The sequence below is a fragment of the Streptomyces sp. TAA040 genome, from assembly GCF_000424845.1.
In genome coordinates this window covers 58,780-77,436 of record NZ_AUKR01000012.1, presented here as the reverse complement: position 1 = coordinate 77,436, position 18,657 = coordinate 58,780, and the positions used below count along the sequence as shown (strand labels likewise).

Below are 18,657 nucleotides of genomic sequence, written 5' to 3'. Positions count from 1 at the left end.
AGGCCCGACTCCCGGGCCGCTCGGGGATCGGGCCAGGCCCCAGGGGGGGCCGGGTCAGGCCCCGGGGCCGCCTCAGGCCCGGGGGGCCACCTTGGAGAGGCCGTTGATGACGCGGTCCATGGCGTCACCGCCGGTGGGGTCCGTCAGGTTGGCCAGCATCTTGAGCGTGAACCGCATCAGCAGCGGGTGGGTGAGGCCGCGCTCGGTGGCGAGCTTCATCACCTTCGGGTTGCCGATCAGCTTCACGAAGGCCCGGCCCAGGTTGTAGTACCCGCCGTAGGTGTCGGAGAGGACCTTCGGGTATCGGCGCAGGGCGAGTTCGCGCTGCGAAGGCGTCTGGCGGGCGTGTGCCTGGACGATGACCTCGGCGGCGATCTGCCCGGACTCCATGGCGTAGGCGATGCCCTCGCCGTTGAACGGGTTGACCAGCCCGCCCGCGTCCCCGACGAGGAGCAGGCCGCGGGTGTAGTGCGGCTTGCGGTTGAACGCCATCGGGAGGGCGGCCCCGCGGATCGTGCCCTGCATGTTCTCGGGGGTGTAGCCCCACTCCTCGGGCATCGAGGCGCACCAGGCCATCAGCACCTCGCGCCAGTCCAGCTCCTTGAAGGCGCTGGAGCTGTTGAGGATGCCGAGGCCGACGTTGGAGGTGCCGTCGCCCATGCCGAAGATCCAGCCGTAGCCGGGCAGCAGGCGGTCCTCCGGGCCCCGGCGGTCCCACAGCTCCAGCCAGGACTCGAGGTAGTCGTCGTCGTGCCGGGGGGAGGTGAAGTAGGTGCGCACCGCCACGCCCATCGGGCGGTCCTCACGGCGGTGGAGGCCCATCTTGACCGAGAGCCGGGTGGAGTTGCCGTCCGCCGCCACCACCACGGGGGCGTGGAAGGTGGCCGGGGTCTTCTCCTCGCCGAGTTTGGCGTGCACGCCGGTGATCCGGCCGGCGCGGTCGAGGACGGGCTCGCCCACGTTGCACCGCTCGTACAACCGGGCGCCGGCCTTCTGCGCCTGGCGGGCCAGCTGCTCGTCGAAGTCGTCCCTCTTGCGGACGAGTCCGTAGTCCGGGTAGCTGGCGAGCTCCGGCCAGTCGAGCTGCAACCGCTGGCCGCCGCCGATGATGCGCAGGCCCCTGTTGCGCAGCCAGCCCGCCTCCTCGGAGATGTCGATCCCCATCGCGACCAGCTGCTTGGTGGCGCGCGGGGTGAGGCCGTCTCCGCACACCTTCTCGCGCGGGAAGGCGGTCTTCTCCAGCAGGAGGACGTCGAGCCCGGAGCGGGCCAGGTGGTAGGCGGTGGTCGCGCCGGCCGGACCGGCACCGACCACGATCACATCGGCATGCTGCTCAGAGGCGGGTTTCGGTTGGGGCTCCGGCACGAGGACTCCCGGGAGGGCTAGGCGCTGGTGCATCAGGCACTGGACGAGGACTGGACACGTGGCCCGCTGTCACCGGAACGACCCGCACTGCCTGCCGGTTCCCCGCGTTCGCGGACCTCCGGCAGTCTATGTGCGGCACCCCGGCGGTCCTGCGGCCGCCCGGGCCTGCCGCCCGAGGAGCCGCCGCGGCCGCTGTCCCCGCGCGCGCAACCGCCGTCCCGGTGCGCGCCGCGGTCGCCGTACCCGGGAGCGGAACCGCTGCCGCAGCAGCGCCGGCAGGGGCGCCACGACGAGGAGGAGCAGGCCGCCGCCGAACGTCCACATCGTCCCGAACAGCACCGCCTCCGCGCCGTTCACACCCGCCTGCGCGCTGCCCGAGGCACCGGGGAGCAGCGCGGACGAACCGGTCAGTCCGACCGGGCCGATCCCGACGAGCAGCAGGAAGTACAGCAGCGCGAAGGCGGAGGTGAGCAGTTGCTCGGCGCGGGCTGCGCCCCGGCGTGCGGCGTGCAGGCCGGGCGCCAGCGCCCCCGCGACGGCGAGCAGCAGCGCGCCGGCGAGCGCCCAGCCCGCGCCGGAGGCGGCAAGGTCGGACAGCGCGTAGGTCTCGTACTCCCAGACGCCCCCGGCCACCGCGCGGTGGGTCTCCAGCGTGGCGCCCCAGGCGAACCCCAGGACGGCGGCGGCGAGGTTGGGCAGCAGCAGGAGCGCCACCAGCAGCCACCACCCGGTGTGCGTGCGGTGCCCGGAGACGAGCAGCGCGGCGCCGAGGAGCCCGGAGAACAGCAGCACCGCCGAGGAGCCCCGGACGGCGGAGCCCAGCGCCCGGAACAGCACGCCGAGCGGTGGGCGGGCGGCGAGCCACGCCCGCGCCCGGCCGGCGAGGAGCGCCGCGGCGGCGCTCGCCGTGCCGAGGAGCAGCGCCCAGAGTCCGGCCCGCACCGGGTCCGTACCGATCTCCATCCCGCCGAGGGACGGCCGGGCGGCCAGCCCCAGCAGCAACACACCGGCCGCGGAGGCGGTCGCGGTGCGCAGGGCGGCGCCCGGCCCGTACGGGTGCCCGCGGTGCGCCCAGCGGGCTCCCAGGGCCACGGCGGCGGCCCACGCCACGGTGACGCCCAGCGGCACCGCCGTGAGCGTCACCTCCCCGCCGCCGGGCACCGGCGGCCAGTTGCCGAACCCGGCGGTCCCGGCCGAGGCGTCCCGGACCGAGAAGCCGCCGCCGAGCCCCTGGAGCAGCAGGGCGAGGGCCACCCGGAACCGCGTGACGGGGTCCGGTGCCTGCCCGTCGCCGGTACCGGCGACGGGCAGGGTGAGCAGGGCGAGCAGCGGGAGCAGGACGGTGGGCGGGCAGGCGGCCGCCAGCGCCCGTCCCCAGCCCTCGTACGGGCGTCCGGTCGTCCGGCTGCGGGGGCATCGCGGGCAGCGGTTCCGAACCGGTGCCCCGGGGCCGGCGTGGGCCGTGGGCGCGGCCGGTGTCGGGGCGCCGCAGGCGGCGCAGAGCGTCGGCACGGCGTCACTGTCGCACAACCCGCGGGATGCGGCGACGTGTTGGGGCGGTATCCGGCCGGTCGGCCCCCGGCCCCGGCCCCGGGAACAGGGCCGGCCCCTGACCCGGTCAGACCTTGTGGCCCCGGTGCAGGGCGACGATGCCGCCGGTGAGGTCGCGCCAGGCGACCCTGCCCCAGCCGGCCTTCTGGAGCCGGGTGGCGAGGGCCCGCTGGTCGGGCCACGCCCGGATCGACTCGGCCAGGTAGACGTAGGCGTCCGGGTTGGACGACACCGCCTCGGCGACCGGCGGCAGGGCGCGCATCAGGTACTCGGTGTAGACGGTGCGCATCGGCGCCCAGGTCGGGTGGCTGAACTCGCAGATGACCAGTCGTCCGCCGGGCCGGGTGACGCGCAGCAGCTCCGCCAGCGCGGCGTCCGTGTCGTGGACGTTGCGCAGCCCGAAGGAGATGCTGACCGCGTCGAAGCTGTCGTCGCGGAACGGCAGCCGGGTGCCGTCCCCCGCGGTGAACGGCATCCAGGGCTGCCGACGCTTGCCCTCCCGCAGCATGCCCAGGCTGAAGTCGCACGGCACGGTGAACGCACCCGCCATCGCGAACGGGAGCGAGGAGGTGCCGGTGCCGGCGGCGAGGTCGAGCACCCGCTCCCCCGAGCGGGCGGCCACCGCCCCGGCGACGGCCTTGCGCCACGACCGGGCCAGGCCGAGGGACAGCACGTCGTTGGTCAGGTCGTACCTCGCGGCGACGTCGTCGAACATGGCGGCGACTTCGTGCGGCTGCTTGTCCATGGATGCGCGGATCACCCGCCCATTGTTCACCGGACGCCGGGTGCGCGGGTGCACCGGGTCGCGGCAAGCGCGGTTCCGGGGGCGCCCGGGGGACGAACCGGGATTTCAGCGGCGGCGGTGGGCCAACCGGCCGGCGATCACGGTGGCGAGGCAGCGGCCGTCGGCGGCCCTCACGGCGAAGTCGGCGCGTTCGCCCGGCGCGGGGCGTCCCGGGCGCTCCGCGCCGTCCGGCGGCGGGTCCTCGCGAACCAGCAGACCGGAGCGGCGGACCGCCAGGCGGACCTCGGGCCGGGTGAACGGCCCCACCAGCGAGGTGGCGCCGTCGCCCAGGAGCCGCTGGATGCCACGGCGTGCGCTGTGGCCCCAGCGGACGGCGGACATCTCCAGTCCCTCCAGTGCCGGGCCGGTCAGCGGGACGGTGCCCAGCGCGTCCGCCTCGCGCGGGTCGGGGTGGTAGGCGTGCTCCAGGAGCCGTACGGCGTCCACCACGCAGCGCCCCGGGCCGAGCGTGCCGTCCCAGTGCCGCTGCCGGGCGTCGGGGTAGTCCTCGGTGAGCGCCGCGGCGGGGCCGCGGGCGGTGATCCGGTCGCCGGTGACGGCGAGGGCGACACCGGCGGCCGGTAGATGGAGCGTGGGCAACGGACGGCCGTCAGTTCGTCTCGACGAGCTTGAGCTCCGGGTGGGCGGTGCCGCCGTCGATCGCGGTGGAGGAGAGGTGCGAGACGACCTTGTCGCCGACCGGGTCGTTCGCCGGGTCGTCGTGGACCAGCAGGTGCTCGTACGTCGTGGAGCGCTGGGCGGGGACGCGGCCGGCGGAACGGATCAGGTGGATCAGCTCCATCCGGTTGGACCGGTGCCTGGCGCCGGCGGAGGACACCACGTTCTCCTCCAGCATCACCGAGCCGAGGTCGTCGGCGCCGTAGTGCAGGGTGAGCTGGCCGACGTCCTTGCCGACCGTCAGCCAGGAGCCCTGGATGTGGGCGACATTGTCCAGGAACAGCCGCGCCACCGCGATGAGCCGCAGGTACTCGAAGAGAGTGGCCTGGGTCTGGCCCTTCAGGGTGTTGTTCTCCGGCTGGTAGGTGTACGGGATGAAGGCCCGGAAGCCGCCGGTGCGGTCCTGCACGTCGCGGATCATCCGGAGGTGCTCGATCCGCTCGGCGTTGGTCTCGCCGGTGCCCATCAGCATCGTGGAGGTGGACTCCACGCCCAGGCCGTGCGCCGTCTCCATGATCTCCAGCCAGCGCTCGCCGGATTCCTTGAGCGGGGCGATGGCGGTGCGCGGCCGGGCGGGCAGCAGCTCGGCGCCCGCCCCGGCGAAGGAGTCCAGCCCGGCGGCGTGGATGCGGCGGACGGCCTCCTCGGGGGTGACCTTGGAGATCCGGGCCATGTGCTCGACCTCGGAGGCGCCGAGGGAGTGGATCACCAGCTGCGGGAAGGCCTTCTTGATGGCGGAGAAGTGCTCCTCGTAGTACTCCACCCCGTAGTCCGGGTGGTGCCCGCCCTGGAACATGATCTGGGTGCCGCCCAGCTCCACCGTCTCCGCGCAGCGGCGGAGGATGTCGTCGAGGTCCCGCGTCCACACCTTGTCGCTCTTCGGCGGGGCGTAGAACGCGCAGAACTTGCACGCGGTGACGCAGGAGTTGGTGTAGTTGATGTTGCGCTCGATGATGTACGTCGCGAGGTGCTCGGTGCCGGCGTAGCGGCGACGGCGGACCGCGTCGGCGGACCGTCCCAGCGCGTGCAGCGGAGCCGAGCGGTACAGGTCGAGCGCTTCCTCGGGGGTGATGCGCCCGCCCTCGGCAGCCCGGTCGAGCACGGACTGGAGGTCGGCATGCGACGAAGATTCCGGCACCGGGGCGGTCCCTTCCAAAAGGGGGCAAGACCGATCCAGCGTACGCCAGGCGCGTGACCTGCCCGGGGCCGCCCTCGTCCCGGGGCCGCCCTCCTCCCGGGGTCAGCCGTCCCGCGGTTCCAGCAGGTCCACCCGGACGTCGGCCGGGTAGCCGGTGCCCGCGCCGGTCAGCCGGGCGAACTCGGCGATGCCCGCGAGCTGCTCCGGGCCGAGGCGGAAGTCCAGGGTGGTGAAGTACCGGGCCAGCAGTTCGGCGTCGAACGCCTCCCACCGGGCGGCCTGCTCGGCCACCTTGCCGACCTCCTCCAGGGAGACGTCCCGCGAGGTGAGGAACGCCCGGTGCGCCTCGTGGACGGTCTGCGGCTGCTCGGCGAGGTAGTCCCTGCGTACGGCCCACACGGCGAAGACGAAGGGCAGTCCGGTCCACTCCTTCCACATCCGGCCCAGGTCGTGGACCTGGAGGCCGAGGCGGGGGGCGTCGTGCAGCGACGCCCGCAGGGCCGCGTCCCCGATCAGGACGGCGGCCTGCGCCTCCTGCATCATCAGCCCGAGGTCGGGCGGACACGTGTAGTAGTCGGGAGTGATGCCGTGCTGCTCGGCCAGCAGCAGCTCGGCCAGCCGGACCGAGGTGCGCGAGGTGGAACCCAGCGCGACGCGCTCGTGGTCCAGGTCCGCCAGCGGCACCTTCGAAACGATCACGCAGGACATCACGGGGCCGTCGCAGCCCACCGCGATATCGGGCAGCGCCACGAGCTGATCGCTGTGCCGCAGGAATTCCACCAGGGTGACCGGTCCGATATCCAGATCGCCCTTCACCAGCCGTTCACTGAGCTTTTCGGGGGTGTCCTTGGTCAGTTCGAGGTCGAGCAGGCTCCCGGTCCGCGCGAGCCCCCAGTAGAGGGGCAGGCAGTTGAGGAACTGGATGTGCCCGACGCGGGGCCGGGTCCTGGGAAAGCTGCCGTATGCACTCACACGGGGAGCGTACGCCCGCTTCCGCACCCCCGGACAGGCAGGCCGACGACCAGGCATGACCGGCGCCACAGCAGCGCGGCGCGGCGGGCGCGAGGGCTCCGCCGAGACCCGCGAACAACAGATCATTTGGGCCTTCCCCCCTCCACACGTACCGTGCTAGGCTCGCCGCAAGTTGCAGTTTGGTTTCCCTTGCAGTACAGAGCCTGCGGAGCATGTAACCGCAGGCTTTCGTCGTTTTCAGACTTCTTGCAGGTTCTGGAGCAGGGCGACCCTTATAGGCCCAGGGAGGGCTTATGGCTACCGGAACCGTCAAGTGGTTCAACGCCGAAAAGGGCTTTGGCTTCATCGCTCAGGACGGCGGCGGCCCCGACGTCTTCGTCCACTACTCGGCAATCAACGCGTCGGGCTTCCGCAGCCTCGAAGAGAACCAGCAGGTGAACTTCGACGTGACCCAGGGGCCGAAGGGCCCGCAGGCGGAGAACGTCACTCCGTCCTGATCGTCGAGTACTGATCTTCACAGCAGTACCCAAGGAGCCCCCGCCCCGGCGGGGGCTCCTGCCTTTTGGCCACCCGCACGAGCCCCGCGACGGGCAGCACGCACCCGCGTCCAGCAGGCGCCCCCACCGGCCCCGTGCCCCCTCCCGGCCGGGCGGTCGCTCCCCGGCCGGGCGGCGCTCCCGGTCAGGCGGCGATCGCGAAGTCGTCCCGGCCCCGCGGCAGCTCCACCCAGAGCAGCTTCCCGCTGGTGCCGTACAGCTCGTCCCCCAGCACGTACGCTCCCCAGTTCGCCGCCAGCGACCGCACGATCTCCAGCCCCCTGCCGCGGTCCGCCACGGACTCCCCGCGGAGCACCGCCTCGGCACTCCCGACGCTGCCGCCCGGACAACGGGTCCACCCGGGCCGGGGCAGGTTCGGTGGCCCCCGGAAGACGGGAGGGACGACCGGGTCGGTGTCCCACACGGCGACCCGCAACCGCCGCACTCCCCCGCGCAGGCGCAGCTGCGAGGGCCCCTCGGTGTGCTGCACCGCGTTCGTCACCAGTTCGGAGACGAGGAGAGCGGCGGAATCGATCAGATCCGCCGGCCCGTACAGGCCGAGCACCGCACGGGTCGTACTCCTGGCCACGCGGGGCGCTCGCGGGTCGTGCGGGAGATGGAGTGAGTAGGACCAGGAATCCATGGCCGTCCCTTCGGTTCGCCGACAGTCGTCCGGTCCGATCGATGTCGCCCGCCCGGTGGCCTGCCGCCGCGAGGTCGCGCGAACGCAGCGGTGCACTTCCGGATACGGACACGAGGTGTGATCGGAACGAATCTCAGCGTAGCAGGGTGCGGGTCATACATGTCACCACCGATGGGGGAATATATTTCCCGGCTAGATTGGTGCGTCACCATCGCAGCGAGGAGTAGGCCCGATGCCACCGAGGAGCATTCCGACAGCCCGACAGCGACGACTGGGCGCCGAGTTGCGGAAGTTGCGCGAGCGCGCAGGGATGACCGCATCAGAGGCCGGCACGCTCATGGGGATCGACCAGGCGCGAATGAGCAACATCGAAGCTGGTCGCGTAGGCGTCAGTCCCGCGAGGGTGCGCACACTGGCCTGCAACTACGCGTGCGCCGAGACCGATTTCGTCGATGCGCTCGCCTCTCTTGCAGCCGACCGGAGCCGACAGTGGTGGGAGGAGTACAAGGGCGTGCTTCCGGCCGCGCTACTGGACCTCGCAGAGTTGGAGCACCACGCGGACGGGATGCGGACTGCCCAGACCTCCTCGCTGCCCGGCTTGCTGCAAACCGTCGATCACGCGCGTTCCGTCTTCCAGCAGGCCGTGCCCCAGCTCCCGCCGCATGAGATCGAGCACCGCACCTCGTGGCGCATCAAACGGCAGGCGGTGCTCTACCGCGAGGAGCCTCTCCCCTACGCGGCGATCGTCCACGAGGCCGCACTGCGCATGCAGTTCGGGGGCAGGGACGTGGCCAGGAGTCAGCTCCGACACCTGCTGACCATGAGTGAACGCCCCGGGCTGTCCCTCCTTGTGGTGCCTTTCACCGCTGGCGCCTTCCCCGGAGCGGGCCAGACCATCTGCTACGCCGATGGGCCCGTTCCTCAGCTCGACACCGTGCAACTCGACCAGTCCCACGGCCCCGTGCTCCTCGACGCCGAGGCGCAGCTGAACAAGTACCGGATGCTGATCGATCGGCTGAGAGAGCTGAGCCTTGATCCGGCCCAGTCCCGCGATCTCGTCCATCGCATTGCCAAGACCCTCTAGGGGACCTCGTGACCATACCGATCACCCGCTGGCAGAAGTCGACCTACTGCGCGGAGGGGAACAACTGCGTGGAGCTGCGCCGGGCCGGGGGCGGGGTGGAGTTGCGCGAGAGTGCGCACCCGGCCACCGTCCTCACCACCGACCCCGCCCGGCTGCGGTCGCTCCTCGCCGCAGTCCGGAGGCGGGACCTGTGAGGAGTGCGGCGGCAGGGCAAAGGGGCGTCTGACGCGCGGTGGCGGCCGGTGGGCACCGAAGGACACGCCCGCCACGCCGGGACGGTGCTTGACATGACGGCTTGACAGTGGTGGGCACTGGCCGGAGAATGACGCCCATGATCAAGCACTCGTTCGTCGCGGCGGGACCCACGGGCGTCCCGGACCGGGACGGGTGCGAGCGGTCCGGCCGATAGCTCCGGCACGCACGCCGCCCCTCCGGTGGGCGGCGACCGCACCGACGGCCCCTCAGCGGGTGCGTCGGTGCCTCTGCGCGACCCCGTGTACCGCTGCTCAGTGCCGATTCGTTCCTGCCTGGCTGCGCGGTGCGCGGGCTTCCGAGCCGAACCGTTTCGCATCATCAGGAGGACCACGTGACCACCATGACGGACCCGACCGCAGGCACCGCCCAGGTGCCGGGCATCGTTGAGCCGGCCCCGGAGCTCCGGGAGGCCGGCGTGCCCGCAGGCGGCATGTTCGAGGGGCGCCGCACCCTCCGACGGGTCCCCGGGGACTGGCAGGAGAAGCCGTACGAGCACTTCGAGGTCGTCCCGCAGGGGCGGATCATCGGAGCCGAGATACGCGGGCTGGACCTGTCGCGGCCGCTGACCCCGGCCGTCCGCGAGGACCTGAACCGGGCGATGCTGGAGTGGAAGGTGCTGTTCTTCCGCGGCCAGCACCTGGAGTCCAGCGCGCAGCGTGAGTTCGCCCTCAACTGGGGCGAGTTGGAGACGAATCCGTTGCTCGCCCGCGGATCGGCCGACGACGTCGTGCGGTTCGCCAAGGGCGGCAGCGGCACCCCGACGTTCGAGAACGTGTGGCACGCCGACGTCACGTTCCGGGAGCGGCCCGCGATGGGCGCCGTGCTCCAGCTCCACGAGGTGCCGCCGGTCGGCGGGGACACCATGTGGGCCGACATGGCCGCCGCGTACGACAACCTGCCCGCGGACGTCCGGGAGCGGATCGACGGCGCGACCGCCGTGCACGACTTCATCCCCGGGTTCGTCCGCTTCTACGGACCGGAGCGACTGATCCCGCTCCAGGACCAGTTCCCGCCGGTCGAGCACCCGGTGGTGCGGACGCACCCGGAGACCGGACGCAGGCTGCTGTTCGTCAACACCTCGTTCACCACCCGGATCACCGGCATGGGCAAGGCGGAGAGCGACGAACTGCTGCGCTACCTCGTGCAGCAGGCGCACGTGCCGGAGTACCAGGTCCGCTTCCACTGGCAGGCCGGCGACATCGCGTTCTGGGACAACCGCGCCACCCAGCACTACGCGGTCGACGACTACGCGCCGCACCGCCGGGTCGCGGAACGCGTCGCCATCGCGGGCGACCGTCCGTTCTGATCCCCCGGTTCACCGCAGCACCCGTCGGGCCCCGCGTGCGTACGCGGAGCCCGGTGGTCGTTCGGCAGCACGAGAGGTCCCCCGCGCGGGTCACGGCTCGGCCGGGGCGGCGCGTCGGCTCATCCGCTGACGTCCCGTCAACGACACTGTGCCACCGGGTCAGTCCGGATCTGAGTCGAACGGCCGGTACGGCCCCCGAGCCACCAGTGTCCCCTCCGCTGCCGGGAGAGCCGTATGCAGCCAGCCCCACCCGCCCGCTTCGTGCCGGCCGCCTGGCCGGGGCCCGTCCCGTCCCCGGCCAGGCACCGCCCGCCGGCGGACGGACGGCGTCCGTCAGCGGGCCGCCGCGCCGCCCGCAGGGGCGGGGCCCCCGCACTCCTCGCCCTGCTGACGCTGGCCACCGCGCTCCCCGCGGCAGGTGCCCAGGCCGCCAACGCGACCGGAACGACCGCCCAGGCGGCCACCCGCATTACCGCCACCTCGGTCCCGCCGAGCGTCCGCACCGATGCCGCCGGCACCGCCCTCCGCTCCCCCGCGGACGCCGCGCGGAATCCGCAGCCGGGTGATCCGGTCAGCGCCCGGCTCCAGGGGTTCAAACCGAACCCGCTCACCCCCTCGGACGCCCGCTCCTGGCACATGACGTACCGCTCCACCAGCGCCACCGGCCGTCCCAACACCGTCTCCGGCACGGTGATCGTCCCGAGGGACGGCCGCAGCGGCGCCCGGCCGATCCTCGGCTACGCGGTCGGCACCGTCGGCCTCGCGGACAAGTGCGCGCCCTCCCGCACCTTCCCCACCGGGCGGACGAAGGAGGGCTCGCTGATCCAGCTCGCGCTGCAACGCGGCTGGGCCGTCGCCGTCACCGACTACGAGGGGCTGGGCACCCCCGGCGTCCACACCTACACCGTCGGCCGCTCGGCCGGGCACGCGGTGCTGGACGCGGCCCGGGCGGCGATGCGGCTGCCCGAGGCAGGTCTGGCCGAGGGGTCCCCGGTCGGGATCATGGGGTACTCGCAGGGCGGACAGGCCAGCGCCTGGGCCGCCGAACTGCACTCCTCGTACGCACCGGAGCTGGACGTCGTCGGCACCGCCACCGGTGGTGTGCCGCGAGACCTGCTGGACGTCGCCGAGTTCAACCAGGGACGGGCGGGCTCCGGGCTGGTCGCGATGGCCGCCGTCGGCCAGGACGCCGCCTTCCCCGAACTCGACCTGGACAGCTACCTGAACACCCGGGGCAGGCTCCAGCGACGGATCGCCGAGTCCGAGTGCGTGGAACTGGCGTCGGGAACCTGGCCGTTCGGACGGATCGACCAGATCACCGACCGGAACCCGCTGGAGCAACCGGCCTGGCAGCGCCGGATGGACGAGTCCCGACTCGGCCGCACGGCCCCGCAGGCGCCGGTGTTCCTCTACCACGGCATCCTCGACTCGCTGATCCCCTACCGCTCCGGCACCGGGCTGCGGGACGCGTGGCGTGCCCGGGGAGCCGACGTGACGTTTCGCACCCTGCCCCTGAAGCACACCTCGGGCGCGGTGACCGGCGCCCCGCTCGCGGTCTCCTGGCTCGCCGACCGCTTCGCGGACTGACCCGCCGCCCGGGGCATCCGCCGTTCCCCGCCGGGTTACCCGGGCGGCGGGGCGGAGTGACACAACTCGCTGAACACCCGCTCGATTCGGTCCGCCAACGCCCCGCGCCCGGACCCGGCCGCCGCTACGGTGGGTGCGGGGGCCGCCCCCGCGACCGGGGGGCGTGCGCACACTGCGAGCGAGTGGGTGAATGAGGAGCGGAAGCGGTGAAGGCGGGCTGTACTGCAGCCACTGCGGCACGGTGGTCATCGAGGGGCCCCGTGGGGGCTACGTCTGCGGCCAGTGCTACTACACCGTGGTGCCCGAGGAGCAGCCGCTACCGCCCGCCCCGGCAGGGCGCGACGCCCGCGAGAGCCGGACGCGCGCGCGGCCCGGCACACCGGACCAGGGGCCGGACGCCCACCGGCGCCGGGGCTCGCACCGCTCGTGAACCCCGGCCGGGCCGCCCTCGCGCGCGGGGCGGCTGCCGCGCCTGCGGCCGGTCACTCGTAGAGGGCCTGGATCTCACGGGCGAAGGCACGCGTCACGGCCGCGCGCCGGAGCTTGAGAGTGGGGGTGAGGTGGCCGTCGGCCGTGGAGAAGTCGACCGGCAGCACCGCGAAACGGCGGATCGACTCGGCCCGGGAGACCAGCCGGTTGGCGCCGTCCACCGCCTGCTGGAGGTGGTGCAGCAGGTCGCCGTCCCGGACGAGCTGCTCGATCGGGACGTCCTGCTTGCGGTGCATCCGCCGCCAGTGCGCCAGGCCGTCCGGCTCCAGGGTGAGCAGGGCGACGAGGTAGGGGCGGTTGTCGCCGAGCACCAGGCAGTGGCTGATCAGCGGATGGGCGCGCAGCCAGCCCTCCAGCGGCGCCGGGGCGATGTTCTTGGCGCTGGAGGTGATGATCAGGTCCTTCTTGCGGCCGGTGAGGGTCAGGTAGCCCTCGTGGTCCAGCGAGCCGAGGTCGCCGGTGGCGAGCCAGCCGTCGGGATCAGCCTCGGGGACCACCTGGCCGCGTTCGGCGTCCCAGTAGCCGCCGCACACGTGCGGTCCTGCGAGCAGCACCTCGCCGTCCTCCGCGATGCGGACGGCGGTGCCGGGGAGCGGCCAACCGACGGTGCCGAGCCGGGGGCGCTGGGGCGGCGTGACAGTGCCGGCGGCGGTGCTCTCGGTGAGTCCGTACCCCTCGAAGACCTCGATGCCGGCGCCGGCGTAGAAGGCGGTCAGCCGGCGGCCGAGCGGGGAGCCGCCGCAGATGACGTGCCGCACCCGGCCGCCGAGGGCGGCCCGCAGCCGCCGGTACACCAGCGGGTCGTACAGCCCGCGGGCGGCCCGCAGCACCGGTCCGGGCCCCTTGCCGCCGGCTCCCTTCCCGTCGGCCCACGCCTCGCCGAACCGGACGGCGACCCGGGCCGCGCGGTCGAAGGAGTTGCTGCGCCGGACGTCCTCCGCACGGGCCCTGCCGGAGTGGTAGAGCTTCTCCAGCACCGAGGGGATCGCGTAGAGGAAGGTCGGCCGGAAACCGGCCAGGTCCGCCAGCAGCCCCTCCGTGCCTCCGCCGCTCGCGTGGCCCAGTCTGACGCGGGCCCGCAGGCAGCCGACCGCGACCATCCGCCCGAAGATGTGCGACAGCGGGAGGAAGAGCAGAGTGGAGGCCGGTCCGTCGCTGCCGGACCGGAACACCGGATGCAGCAGGGCGACGGCGTTGTCCGCCGCGGTGGTGAAGTTGTCGTGGGTGAGCGCGCAGCCCTTGGGGCGTCCGGTGGTGCCGGAGGTGTACACGAAGGTGGCGACGGTGTGCGGGCCGAGCAGGGCACGCCGCTCGTCCACCCGGGAGTCCGGGACGTCACGGCCCAGCGCCTGGAGCTGACCGGCAGCGCCGTTGTCGAGCTGCCACAGGCAGGCGAGGTCCGGCAGGTCGCCGCGAATTCCGCTGAGGGTGCGCACCCCGGCCACGTCCGCGACCACCGCGGCGCGGGCCGCGGTGTCGCGCAGGATCCAGCGGACCTGCGCGGCCGAGGACGTCGGGTACAGCGGGACGGTGATCAGGCCGGCGGCCCAGCCCGCGTAGTCCAGCAGCGTCCACTCGTAGCAGGTCTCGGCCATCAGGGCGAGCCGGTCCCCGGGTCGCAGCCCGGCGGCCAGCAGGCCGCGGGCGGTGGCGAGCACCTCGGCGGCGAACTGGGCGCTGGTGACGTCCCGCCACGTGCCGTCCGGCTGCCTGCGGCCGAAGACCACGTCGTCGGGTGCCTCGGCGGCGTTGCGGAAGGGCAGGTCAGCGAGCGAACCCTCGGTGGCCGGTGCCACGAGCGGCGGTGTCCGGGCCTGGCGTACGACGCCGTCCACGGAGTGCAGGAGCGGAGCGACGGGCTCCGGCGGGGCGGGCACCGGACGTTCGGACATGGCTCCCCCGTACCGACGATCGACCCAGCCACACGCTGGTTACCGAGACGTAGAGTGCAGGGCGCGGAGGGTGTTGGCCAGAGGAAGGACAGCCACCGGTACGAACCTTTACCGAACGGACACTTCACCCGGGCCCGGGAGGGCGCACGCGCATCGTCCGCGCCGGTACGGGCGCGCCCCCGTACCACCGCTCTTACGGGTGAGGGAGCCCGATATCCGGAACTGCGCAGTCCGCCGGGGTGTTCTTGCCGCCTGAGAAGATCGAGACGCCCCGACGAGCAGGAGGTATGGATTGTTCCGCAATACGGTGTTCCCAGCGGGCGTGGGGTCGTTGTCGGGTGCCGCACTCGCACTGGGCGGAATTTCTGCCGAGACGGACGGGCCACCTGATTTCCTGCTGCTCGGGCTCGGCGCCCTGTGCGCAGCGGCGGCCGCATTCATCACGCAGCGAATGCAGGGAAGTATTCAGAAAGGAAGGGAGGAGAAAAAACGGGCAGCGGTGCTGGAGGCGGCGCTCGGACCGGTCGCCGAGTACATGGGAAGGCTGGCCACCGACCCCGCGCGGCGGGACGAACTACTGGGCAGCATCAACGACCGTCTCGTCGAGACCGCCACGGAACTGGCGCACCCGAAGGCACGCAGCACCTTCTACGCGTTCCACCCCGAGGAGCGCGCGCTGGAGCGCAGGGCGTCCTCCGACACCGGCAGCCTCGCGCCGCCGCGGTTCGACGCCGAGGACGAGCCGGGGAGATTCCTTCTCTCCATCGCCGACGGACAGCGGGACCGCTTGGTGGAGGACGCCGACAACGATCCCGACGAGTGGCGCATCAATCTCAGCGCGAAGTACCGGACCGCGCGCCTCATCCGGGTCCGGGCCGGCGAATCGCCCCAGGGGCTGCTGATCATCGAGGCCCCGGAGCCGGGAGATCTTCCGGAGGAGCAGGCGCTCGCGCTCCTCGACGTCGCACATCTGCTCGGGGTCTCCCAGGTGATCAAGGGGATTCCGAGCAATGGTTCGACGTATGGCCCGGTTCCTCCCCAGCAGAACCGGAATACGCCGACTGGTGAGAACAGCGCCACCGAGGGGTAGTACCTTATGGAATCCTTCCATCACGGATACGTACGGGAAATGAGGACGGGGATGTCCAGCCGGGAAATCACACTGGTGGAACAGTTGGGCGGCCGATGGATGGCCGGAACGGAGACGAGCAAGGATTTCTTCGCGAAGGTGCGCAGCGCGGCGGACGTCCGGCCCCGGCCCGCCGGGAGCAGCCTGAGCCGGGCGCTGAGCAGGGTGCTGGCCAGGCGCTCGGGGAGCTGACCGGAACGACCGCTGCCCGGTTCGCCCGGCGATTGTTCCGTCGGGCGAACCGGGCAGGCGATGCGTGCCGCCGGAGGCGGTGCGGTCAGGCGAGGGCGGGCGAGGCGGAGCCGATGCGGTCCCCGGCGGGCTCCTCGCTCATGTCCTCGTCCTCCATCCGGTCGATGTCGAAGCTCCGTGCCGACGTGTAGGCGTCGGTGTCGAGGATCTTCTCCCGGGCCGACACGAGCACCGGGACCACGGCCTGGCCGGTGACGTTGGTGGCGGTCCGCATCATGTCCAGGATCGGGTCGATCGCCAGCAGCAGGCCGACGCCCTCCAGCGGGAGGCCCAGCGTCGAGAGGGTCAGGGTGGTCATCACGGTCGCGCCGGTGAGGCCGGCGGTGGCGGCCGAGCCGATCACCGACACGAAGGCGATCAGCACGTAGTCCTGGACGCCGAGACTGATGCCGAAGATCTCCGCGACGAAGATCGCGGCCAGCGCCGGGTAGATCGCGGCGCAGCCGTCCATCTTCGTGGTCGCGCCGAACGGCACGGCGAAGGACGCGTATTCCTTGGGCACACCGAGCCGCTCGGTGACCTTCTGGGTGACGGGCATGGTGCCCACCGAGGAGCGGGAGACGAAGCCGAGCTGGATGGCGGGCCATGCACCGCGGAAGAACTGGACGGGGCTGACGCCGCCGACCAGCCGCAGCAGCAGCGGGTAGACCCCGAACATCACCAGCAGGCAGCCGATGTACACGTCGACGGTGAAGGTCGCGTACTGGCCGATGAGGTCCCAGCCGTACTCGTTGATGGCCCGGCCGATCAGGCCCAGGGTGCCCAGCGGGGCGAGGCGGATGACCCACCACAGGGCCTTCTGCAACAGGGCGAGCACCGATTCCGCCACGCTCAGCAGCGGCGCCGCCTTCTCGCCGAGCTTCAGCGCGGCGACACCGGCCACGGCGGCCAGGAAGACGATCTGGAGCACCTTGAGCTCGGTGAAGGGGGTGATCACGTCGGTCGGGATGATCTCGGTGAGGAAGTCGAGCCAGGAGCCCGAGCTCTCCGGACGCGCCCCGTCTTCCGGGGTGAGGCCGGTGCCGGCGCCCGGGTTGGTGAGCAGCCCGATCGTCAGGCCGATGCCCACCGCGATCAGCGAGGTGGCGAAGAACCACAGCAGGGTGCGGCTCGCGAGCCGGGCCGCGTTGGAGACGTTGCGCAGGTTCGTGATCGAGATCGCGACGGCGAAGAACACCAGCGGCGCCACCGCCAGCTTCAGCAGCTGGACGAAGGTGTCGCCGATGCGCTCCAGCGCGGAGCCCAGCCAGGCGATGTCGCCGTTGCGGGCGGCCCAGCCGAGCAGCACGCCGAGCACCAGGCCGGTGAGTATCTGGGCCCAGAAGGGGACCCTGGGCAGGCGTATGCGGGACCGGATGCCGGACGGCGCGTCACCGGACGCGGCCGGCTCCGGCCCGGTCTGCGACGCTGGAGTGGGAGAGGACGAGGACACGGGCACACTCCGGTTCAAGAACAGCGGGGGACTCGCCCCCGAGGAGGACGGACAGCGGCGGAAGCGATGCAGCCGGGACGGCGGGCCGCGCGGGACCGAGCACGGACGCGGCAGCGGAACAGCGGGGAAGACAGGCGGGAGGGGCGTGCCGGGCATTGTCCGCCGGGCCTCCGGCGCCCCGCCAGAGCGCGTTGCCGGGCGGTGCTCCGCTGCGGGCGAGCGGCGCTCAGCCGCCGCCGGGAGACGCCGGAGCAGACGGGCGGCTCAGCGCGCGGAGGAACAGGCCGTGGTGAGGCAGCGGCAGAGGTCGATGTGCAGCCGCGCGACGAGCCGGACGCTCCGGAGGGCGACGACGGGGGCTGCGGCTTCCATGGACCTCACGCAATCAGCGGGAATTCGGTGTGCTCGGAACGGAGCCCGAGCACCGGGCACGTCACAGCACAACACCCCGCCGGGGGAGGACGATTCCCGGCGGGGCGAGGAGAACGGTGTGACGTGTGTTACTTTGCGCCGCCCTCGCGCACGGGCTCGTCCCGGCGCGCGGGCTCACCCTCGCCCACGGCTGCCTCCTCGCCCACGGGCTCGTCCTCCCGGCCGCGGCTGGCGGCGAGCTTGCCCTTGACGTTGCCCGAGACCTTCTCCACCTTCGGCGCGAGCTGCGCGGACATCTCGTCGCGCTGCCGACGCAGCAGGACGTAGCTCAGCGGCGCGGAGACGACGATGGCCAGGACGAACAGCCAGAGCGGGTTGGACCTCCCGATACCGGCCGGAACGAGGCCGTACCGGGCGAGCAGGGTGAGCACGGCGAAGCAGGCGAGGAAAAGCCCCAGCCGCATCAGGGTGTAGCGCAGCGCGGCGTGCGGCTTGCCCGAGGGGGGCCGGGTGGTCGAGGGGCTGGTCACGGGGGCACTTCCTTCGGCGGGGCGGAGAGGACGGCCGCGGCGGGCGGAGCCGTCCCGCGGGGTCAGGTGAGCGGGAGCCACAGGGTGACGTCGTCGCGGAGGTCGTCGTCCGCGACCTTGATCGCCTCCGGCACCCGTCCGACCTCGCGGTAGCCGCAGGTGCCGTAGAAGCGCTCCAGACCGAGGCCGCTGCGGCAGGTGAGCCGGATGCCGTCGATGCCGTCCATCTTCCTGGCGTGCTGCTCGACCGCCGCCATCAGCTCGCGGCCGGCGCCGCGACCCTGGAGCGCGGGGTGCACCATCACCGTGTACACCCACACCCAGTGCCGCATCAGCCGGTGAGTGTTGAAGGTGAAGAACGCGGTGCCCGCGGCCTCGCCGTCCTCGTCCAGGGCGAGCAACAGCCTGGTGCGGCCGTCCGCCATGGCACCGAGGTGCTTGAGCAGCTCGGGCCGGATGTCCTCCGCGGCGACCGGCGACACGAAGCCGACCGCGCCGCCGGCGTTGACCACGTCCGCCCAGAGCGCGCAGACGCTGTCGGTGACCCGGCTGTCCAGCTTCGGGTCGAGCACGTGATGAAGCCCCATGTGTCCGACTTTACGACGTCCTCCGCGAGCCGCGGCACCCGGGCCGCGCGGGGCGGTCGGCCGCCCCGGACGGTG

Annotated in this window: 19 protein-coding genes; 8 read left to right on the top strand and 11 right to left on the bottom strand. The window is 72.6% G+C overall.

The genetic code is table 11. From position 1 onward, the window contains the following. Positions 1 to 72: 72 nt before the first annotated feature. The 6 genes from H300_RS0112390 to H300_RS0112365 all read right to left on the bottom strand — a co-directional run bounded on the left by H300_RS0112390 (position 73) and on the right by H300_RS0112365 (position 6,488). Complete coding sequence (locus tag H300_RS0112390; RefSeq protein WP_051269989.1) at positions 73 to 1,398, bottom strand: geranylgeranyl reductase family protein; 1,326 nt, start codon at positions 1,396 to 1,398, stop codon at positions 73 to 75. Positions 1,399 to 1,491: 93 nt separating this feature from the next. Continuing rightward, positions 1,492 to 2,877, bottom strand: coding sequence for a hypothetical protein (locus H300_RS0112385; protein ID WP_158678362.1), 1,386 nt, complete (start codon positions 2,875 to 2,877; stop codon positions 1,492 to 1,494). A 106-nt stretch (positions 2,878 to 2,983) separates the two neighbouring features. Further along, positions 2,984 to 3,676: a demethylmenaquinone methyltransferase gene (locus tag H300_RS0112380; protein ID WP_028427678.1), complete on the bottom strand. Its 693-nt coding sequence runs from the start codon at positions 3,674 to 3,676 to the stop codon at positions 2,984 to 2,986. A 90-nt stretch (positions 3,677 to 3,766) separates the two neighbouring features. Then, positions 3,767 to 4,300, bottom strand: a complete 534-nt coding sequence (locus H300_RS0112375) for an imidazolonepropionase-like domain-containing protein (RefSeq protein ID WP_028427677.1) — start codon at positions 4,298 to 4,300, stop codon at positions 3,767 to 3,769. Positions 4,301 to 4,310: 10 nt separating this feature from the next. After that, the gene (mqnC, locus tag H300_RS0112370; protein ID WP_028427676.1) at positions 4,311 to 5,516 is read right to left on the bottom strand and encodes a cyclic dehypoxanthinyl futalosine synthase; all 1,206 of its coding nucleotides are present in this window, start codon (positions 5,514 to 5,516) and stop codon (positions 4,311 to 4,313) included. Positions 5,517 to 5,618: 102 nt separating this feature from the next. Further along, positions 5,619 to 6,488, bottom strand: a complete 870-nt coding sequence (locus tag H300_RS0112365; protein WP_028427675.1) for a menaquinone biosynthesis protein — start codon at positions 6,486 to 6,488, stop codon at positions 5,619 to 5,621. A 293-nt stretch (positions 6,489 to 6,781) separates the two neighbouring features. On the opposite strand from H300_RS0112365, the gene H300_RS0112360 reads away from it, so the two are divergent. After that, positions 6,782 to 6,985, top strand: coding sequence for a cold-shock protein (locus H300_RS0112360; protein ID WP_028427674.1), 204 nt, complete (start codon positions 6,782 to 6,784; stop codon positions 6,983 to 6,985). 184 nt (positions 6,986 to 7,169) lie between these two features. Here H300_RS0112360 and H300_RS0112355 read toward each other — a convergent pair whose 3' ends face one another. Beyond that, positions 7,170 to 7,667 carry an ATP-binding protein gene (locus H300_RS0112355; protein WP_028427673.1) on the bottom strand — a complete coding sequence of 166 codons (498 nt, stop codon included), beginning with the start codon at positions 7,665 to 7,667 and terminating at the stop codon, positions 7,170 to 7,172. 232 nt (positions 7,668 to 7,899) lie between these two features. Between H300_RS0112355 and H300_RS0112350 the strand changes: the two genes are divergently transcribed. From H300_RS0112350 to H300_RS26560, 5 genes are all read left to right on the top strand, one after another. Continuing rightward, the gene (locus tag H300_RS0112350; RefSeq protein ID WP_028427672.1) at positions 7,900 to 8,751 is read left to right on the top strand and encodes a Scr1 family TA system antitoxin-like transcriptional regulator; all 852 of its coding nucleotides are present in this window, start codon (positions 7,900 to 7,902) and stop codon (positions 8,749 to 8,751) included. A gap of 8 nt (positions 8,752 to 8,759) precedes the next feature. Further along, positions 8,760 to 8,945, top strand: coding sequence for a DUF397 domain-containing protein (locus H300_RS0112345; protein WP_051269988.1), 186 nt, complete (start codon positions 8,760 to 8,762; stop codon positions 8,943 to 8,945). A 401-nt stretch (positions 8,946 to 9,346) separates the two neighbouring features. Further along, entirely contained in the window at positions 9,347 to 10,312 is a 966-nt protein-coding gene (locus H300_RS0112340; RefSeq protein ID WP_051270004.1) for a TauD/TfdA family dioxygenase, read from the top strand. A gap of 234 nt (positions 10,313 to 10,546) precedes the next feature. Beyond that, positions 10,547 to 11,899, top strand: a complete 1,353-nt coding sequence (locus H300_RS0112335) for a lipase family protein (protein ID WP_078515941.1) — start codon at positions 10,547 to 10,549, stop codon at positions 11,897 to 11,899. Positions 11,900 to 12,089: 190 nt separating this feature from the next. After that, positions 12,090 to 12,329, top strand: coding sequence for a transcription initiation factor IIB family protein (locus H300_RS26560; RefSeq protein ID WP_037980144.1), 240 nt, complete (start codon positions 12,090 to 12,092; stop codon positions 12,327 to 12,329). Positions 12,330 to 12,381: 52 nt separating this feature from the next. On the opposite strand, the gene H300_RS0112325 is transcribed toward H300_RS26560, so the two are convergent. Then, a complete protein-coding gene (locus tag H300_RS0112325; RefSeq protein WP_028427668.1) occupies positions 12,382 to 14,280 on the bottom strand; it encodes an AMP-dependent synthetase/ligase in 1,899 nt (632 codons plus the stop codon). Positions 14,281 to 14,572: 292 nt separating this feature from the next. On the opposite strand from H300_RS0112325, the gene H300_RS31490 reads away from it, so the two are divergent. After that, positions 14,573 to 15,370, top strand: coding sequence for a hypothetical protein (locus tag H300_RS31490; RefSeq protein WP_158678361.1), 798 nt, complete (start codon positions 14,573 to 14,575; stop codon positions 15,368 to 15,370). 51 nt (positions 15,371 to 15,421) lie between these two features. After that, a complete protein-coding gene (locus H300_RS0112315; RefSeq protein ID WP_158678360.1) occupies positions 15,422 to 15,601 on the top strand; it encodes a hypothetical protein in 180 nt (59 codons plus the stop codon). Between the two features lie 85 nt (positions 15,602 to 15,686). Here the strand turns inward: H300_RS0112315 and H300_RS26555 are convergent, their stop codons facing one another. The 3 genes from H300_RS26555 to H300_RS0112295 all read right to left on the bottom strand — a co-directional run bounded on the left by H300_RS26555 (position 15,687) and on the right by H300_RS0112295 (position 18,582). Further along, the gene (locus H300_RS26555) at positions 15,687 to 17,093 is read right to left on the bottom strand and encodes a dicarboxylate/amino acid:cation symporter (RefSeq protein ID WP_037980142.1); all 1,407 of its coding nucleotides are present in this window, start codon (positions 17,091 to 17,093) and stop codon (positions 15,687 to 15,689) included. Between the two features lie 500 nt (positions 17,094 to 17,593). Continuing rightward, positions 17,594 to 17,995 carry a DUF4229 domain-containing protein gene (locus H300_RS26550; RefSeq protein WP_486583733.1) on the bottom strand — a complete coding sequence of 134 codons (402 nt, stop codon included), beginning with the start codon at positions 17,993 to 17,995 and terminating at the stop codon, positions 17,594 to 17,596. 62 nt (positions 17,996 to 18,057) lie between these two features. Next, positions 18,058 to 18,582, bottom strand: coding sequence for a GNAT family N-acetyltransferase (locus tag H300_RS0112295; protein WP_028427665.1), 525 nt, complete (start codon positions 18,580 to 18,582; stop codon positions 18,058 to 18,060). Positions 18,583 to 18,657: the final 75 nt, after the last annotated feature.

Excerpts from the sequence above, each read along its gene's own strand:
- H300_RS0112390 (WP_051269989.1), bottom strand. The coding sequence starts at position 1,398 with ATGCACCAGCGCCTAGCCCTCCCGGGAGTCCTCGTGCCGGAGCCCCAA.
- H300_RS0112360 (WP_028427674.1), top strand. The coding sequence starts at position 6,782 with ATGGCTACCGGAACCGTCAAGTGGTTCAACGCCGAAAAGGGCTTTGGC.
- H300_RS0112355 (WP_028427673.1), bottom strand. The coding sequence starts at position 7,667 with ATGGATTCCTGGTCCTACTCACTCCATCTCCCGCACGACCCGCGAGCG.
- H300_RS0112350 (WP_028427672.1), top strand. The coding sequence starts at position 7,900 with ATGCCACCGAGGAGCATTCCGACAGCCCGACAGCGACGACTGGGCGCC.
- H300_RS0112340 (WP_051270004.1), top strand. The coding sequence starts at position 9,347 with ATGACGGACCCGACCGCAGGCACCGCCCAGGTGCCGGGCATCGTTGAG.
- H300_RS0112335 (WP_078515941.1), top strand. The coding sequence starts at position 10,547 with ATGCAGCCAGCCCCACCCGCCCGCTTCGTGCCGGCCGCCTGGCCGGGG.
- H300_RS26560 (WP_037980144.1), top strand. The coding sequence starts at position 12,090 with ATGAGGAGCGGAAGCGGTGAAGGCGGGCTGTACTGCAGCCACTGCGGC.
- H300_RS0112325 (WP_028427668.1), bottom strand. The coding sequence starts at position 14,280 with ATGTCCGAACGTCCGGTGCCCGCCCCGCCGGAGCCCGTCGCTCCGCTC.
- H300_RS0112315 (WP_158678360.1), top strand. The coding sequence starts at position 15,422 with ATGTCCAGCCGGGAAATCACACTGGTGGAACAGTTGGGCGGCCGATGG.
- H300_RS0112295 (WP_028427665.1), bottom strand. The coding sequence starts at position 18,582 with ATGGGGCTTCATCACGTGCTCGACCCGAAGCTGGACAGCCGGGTCACC.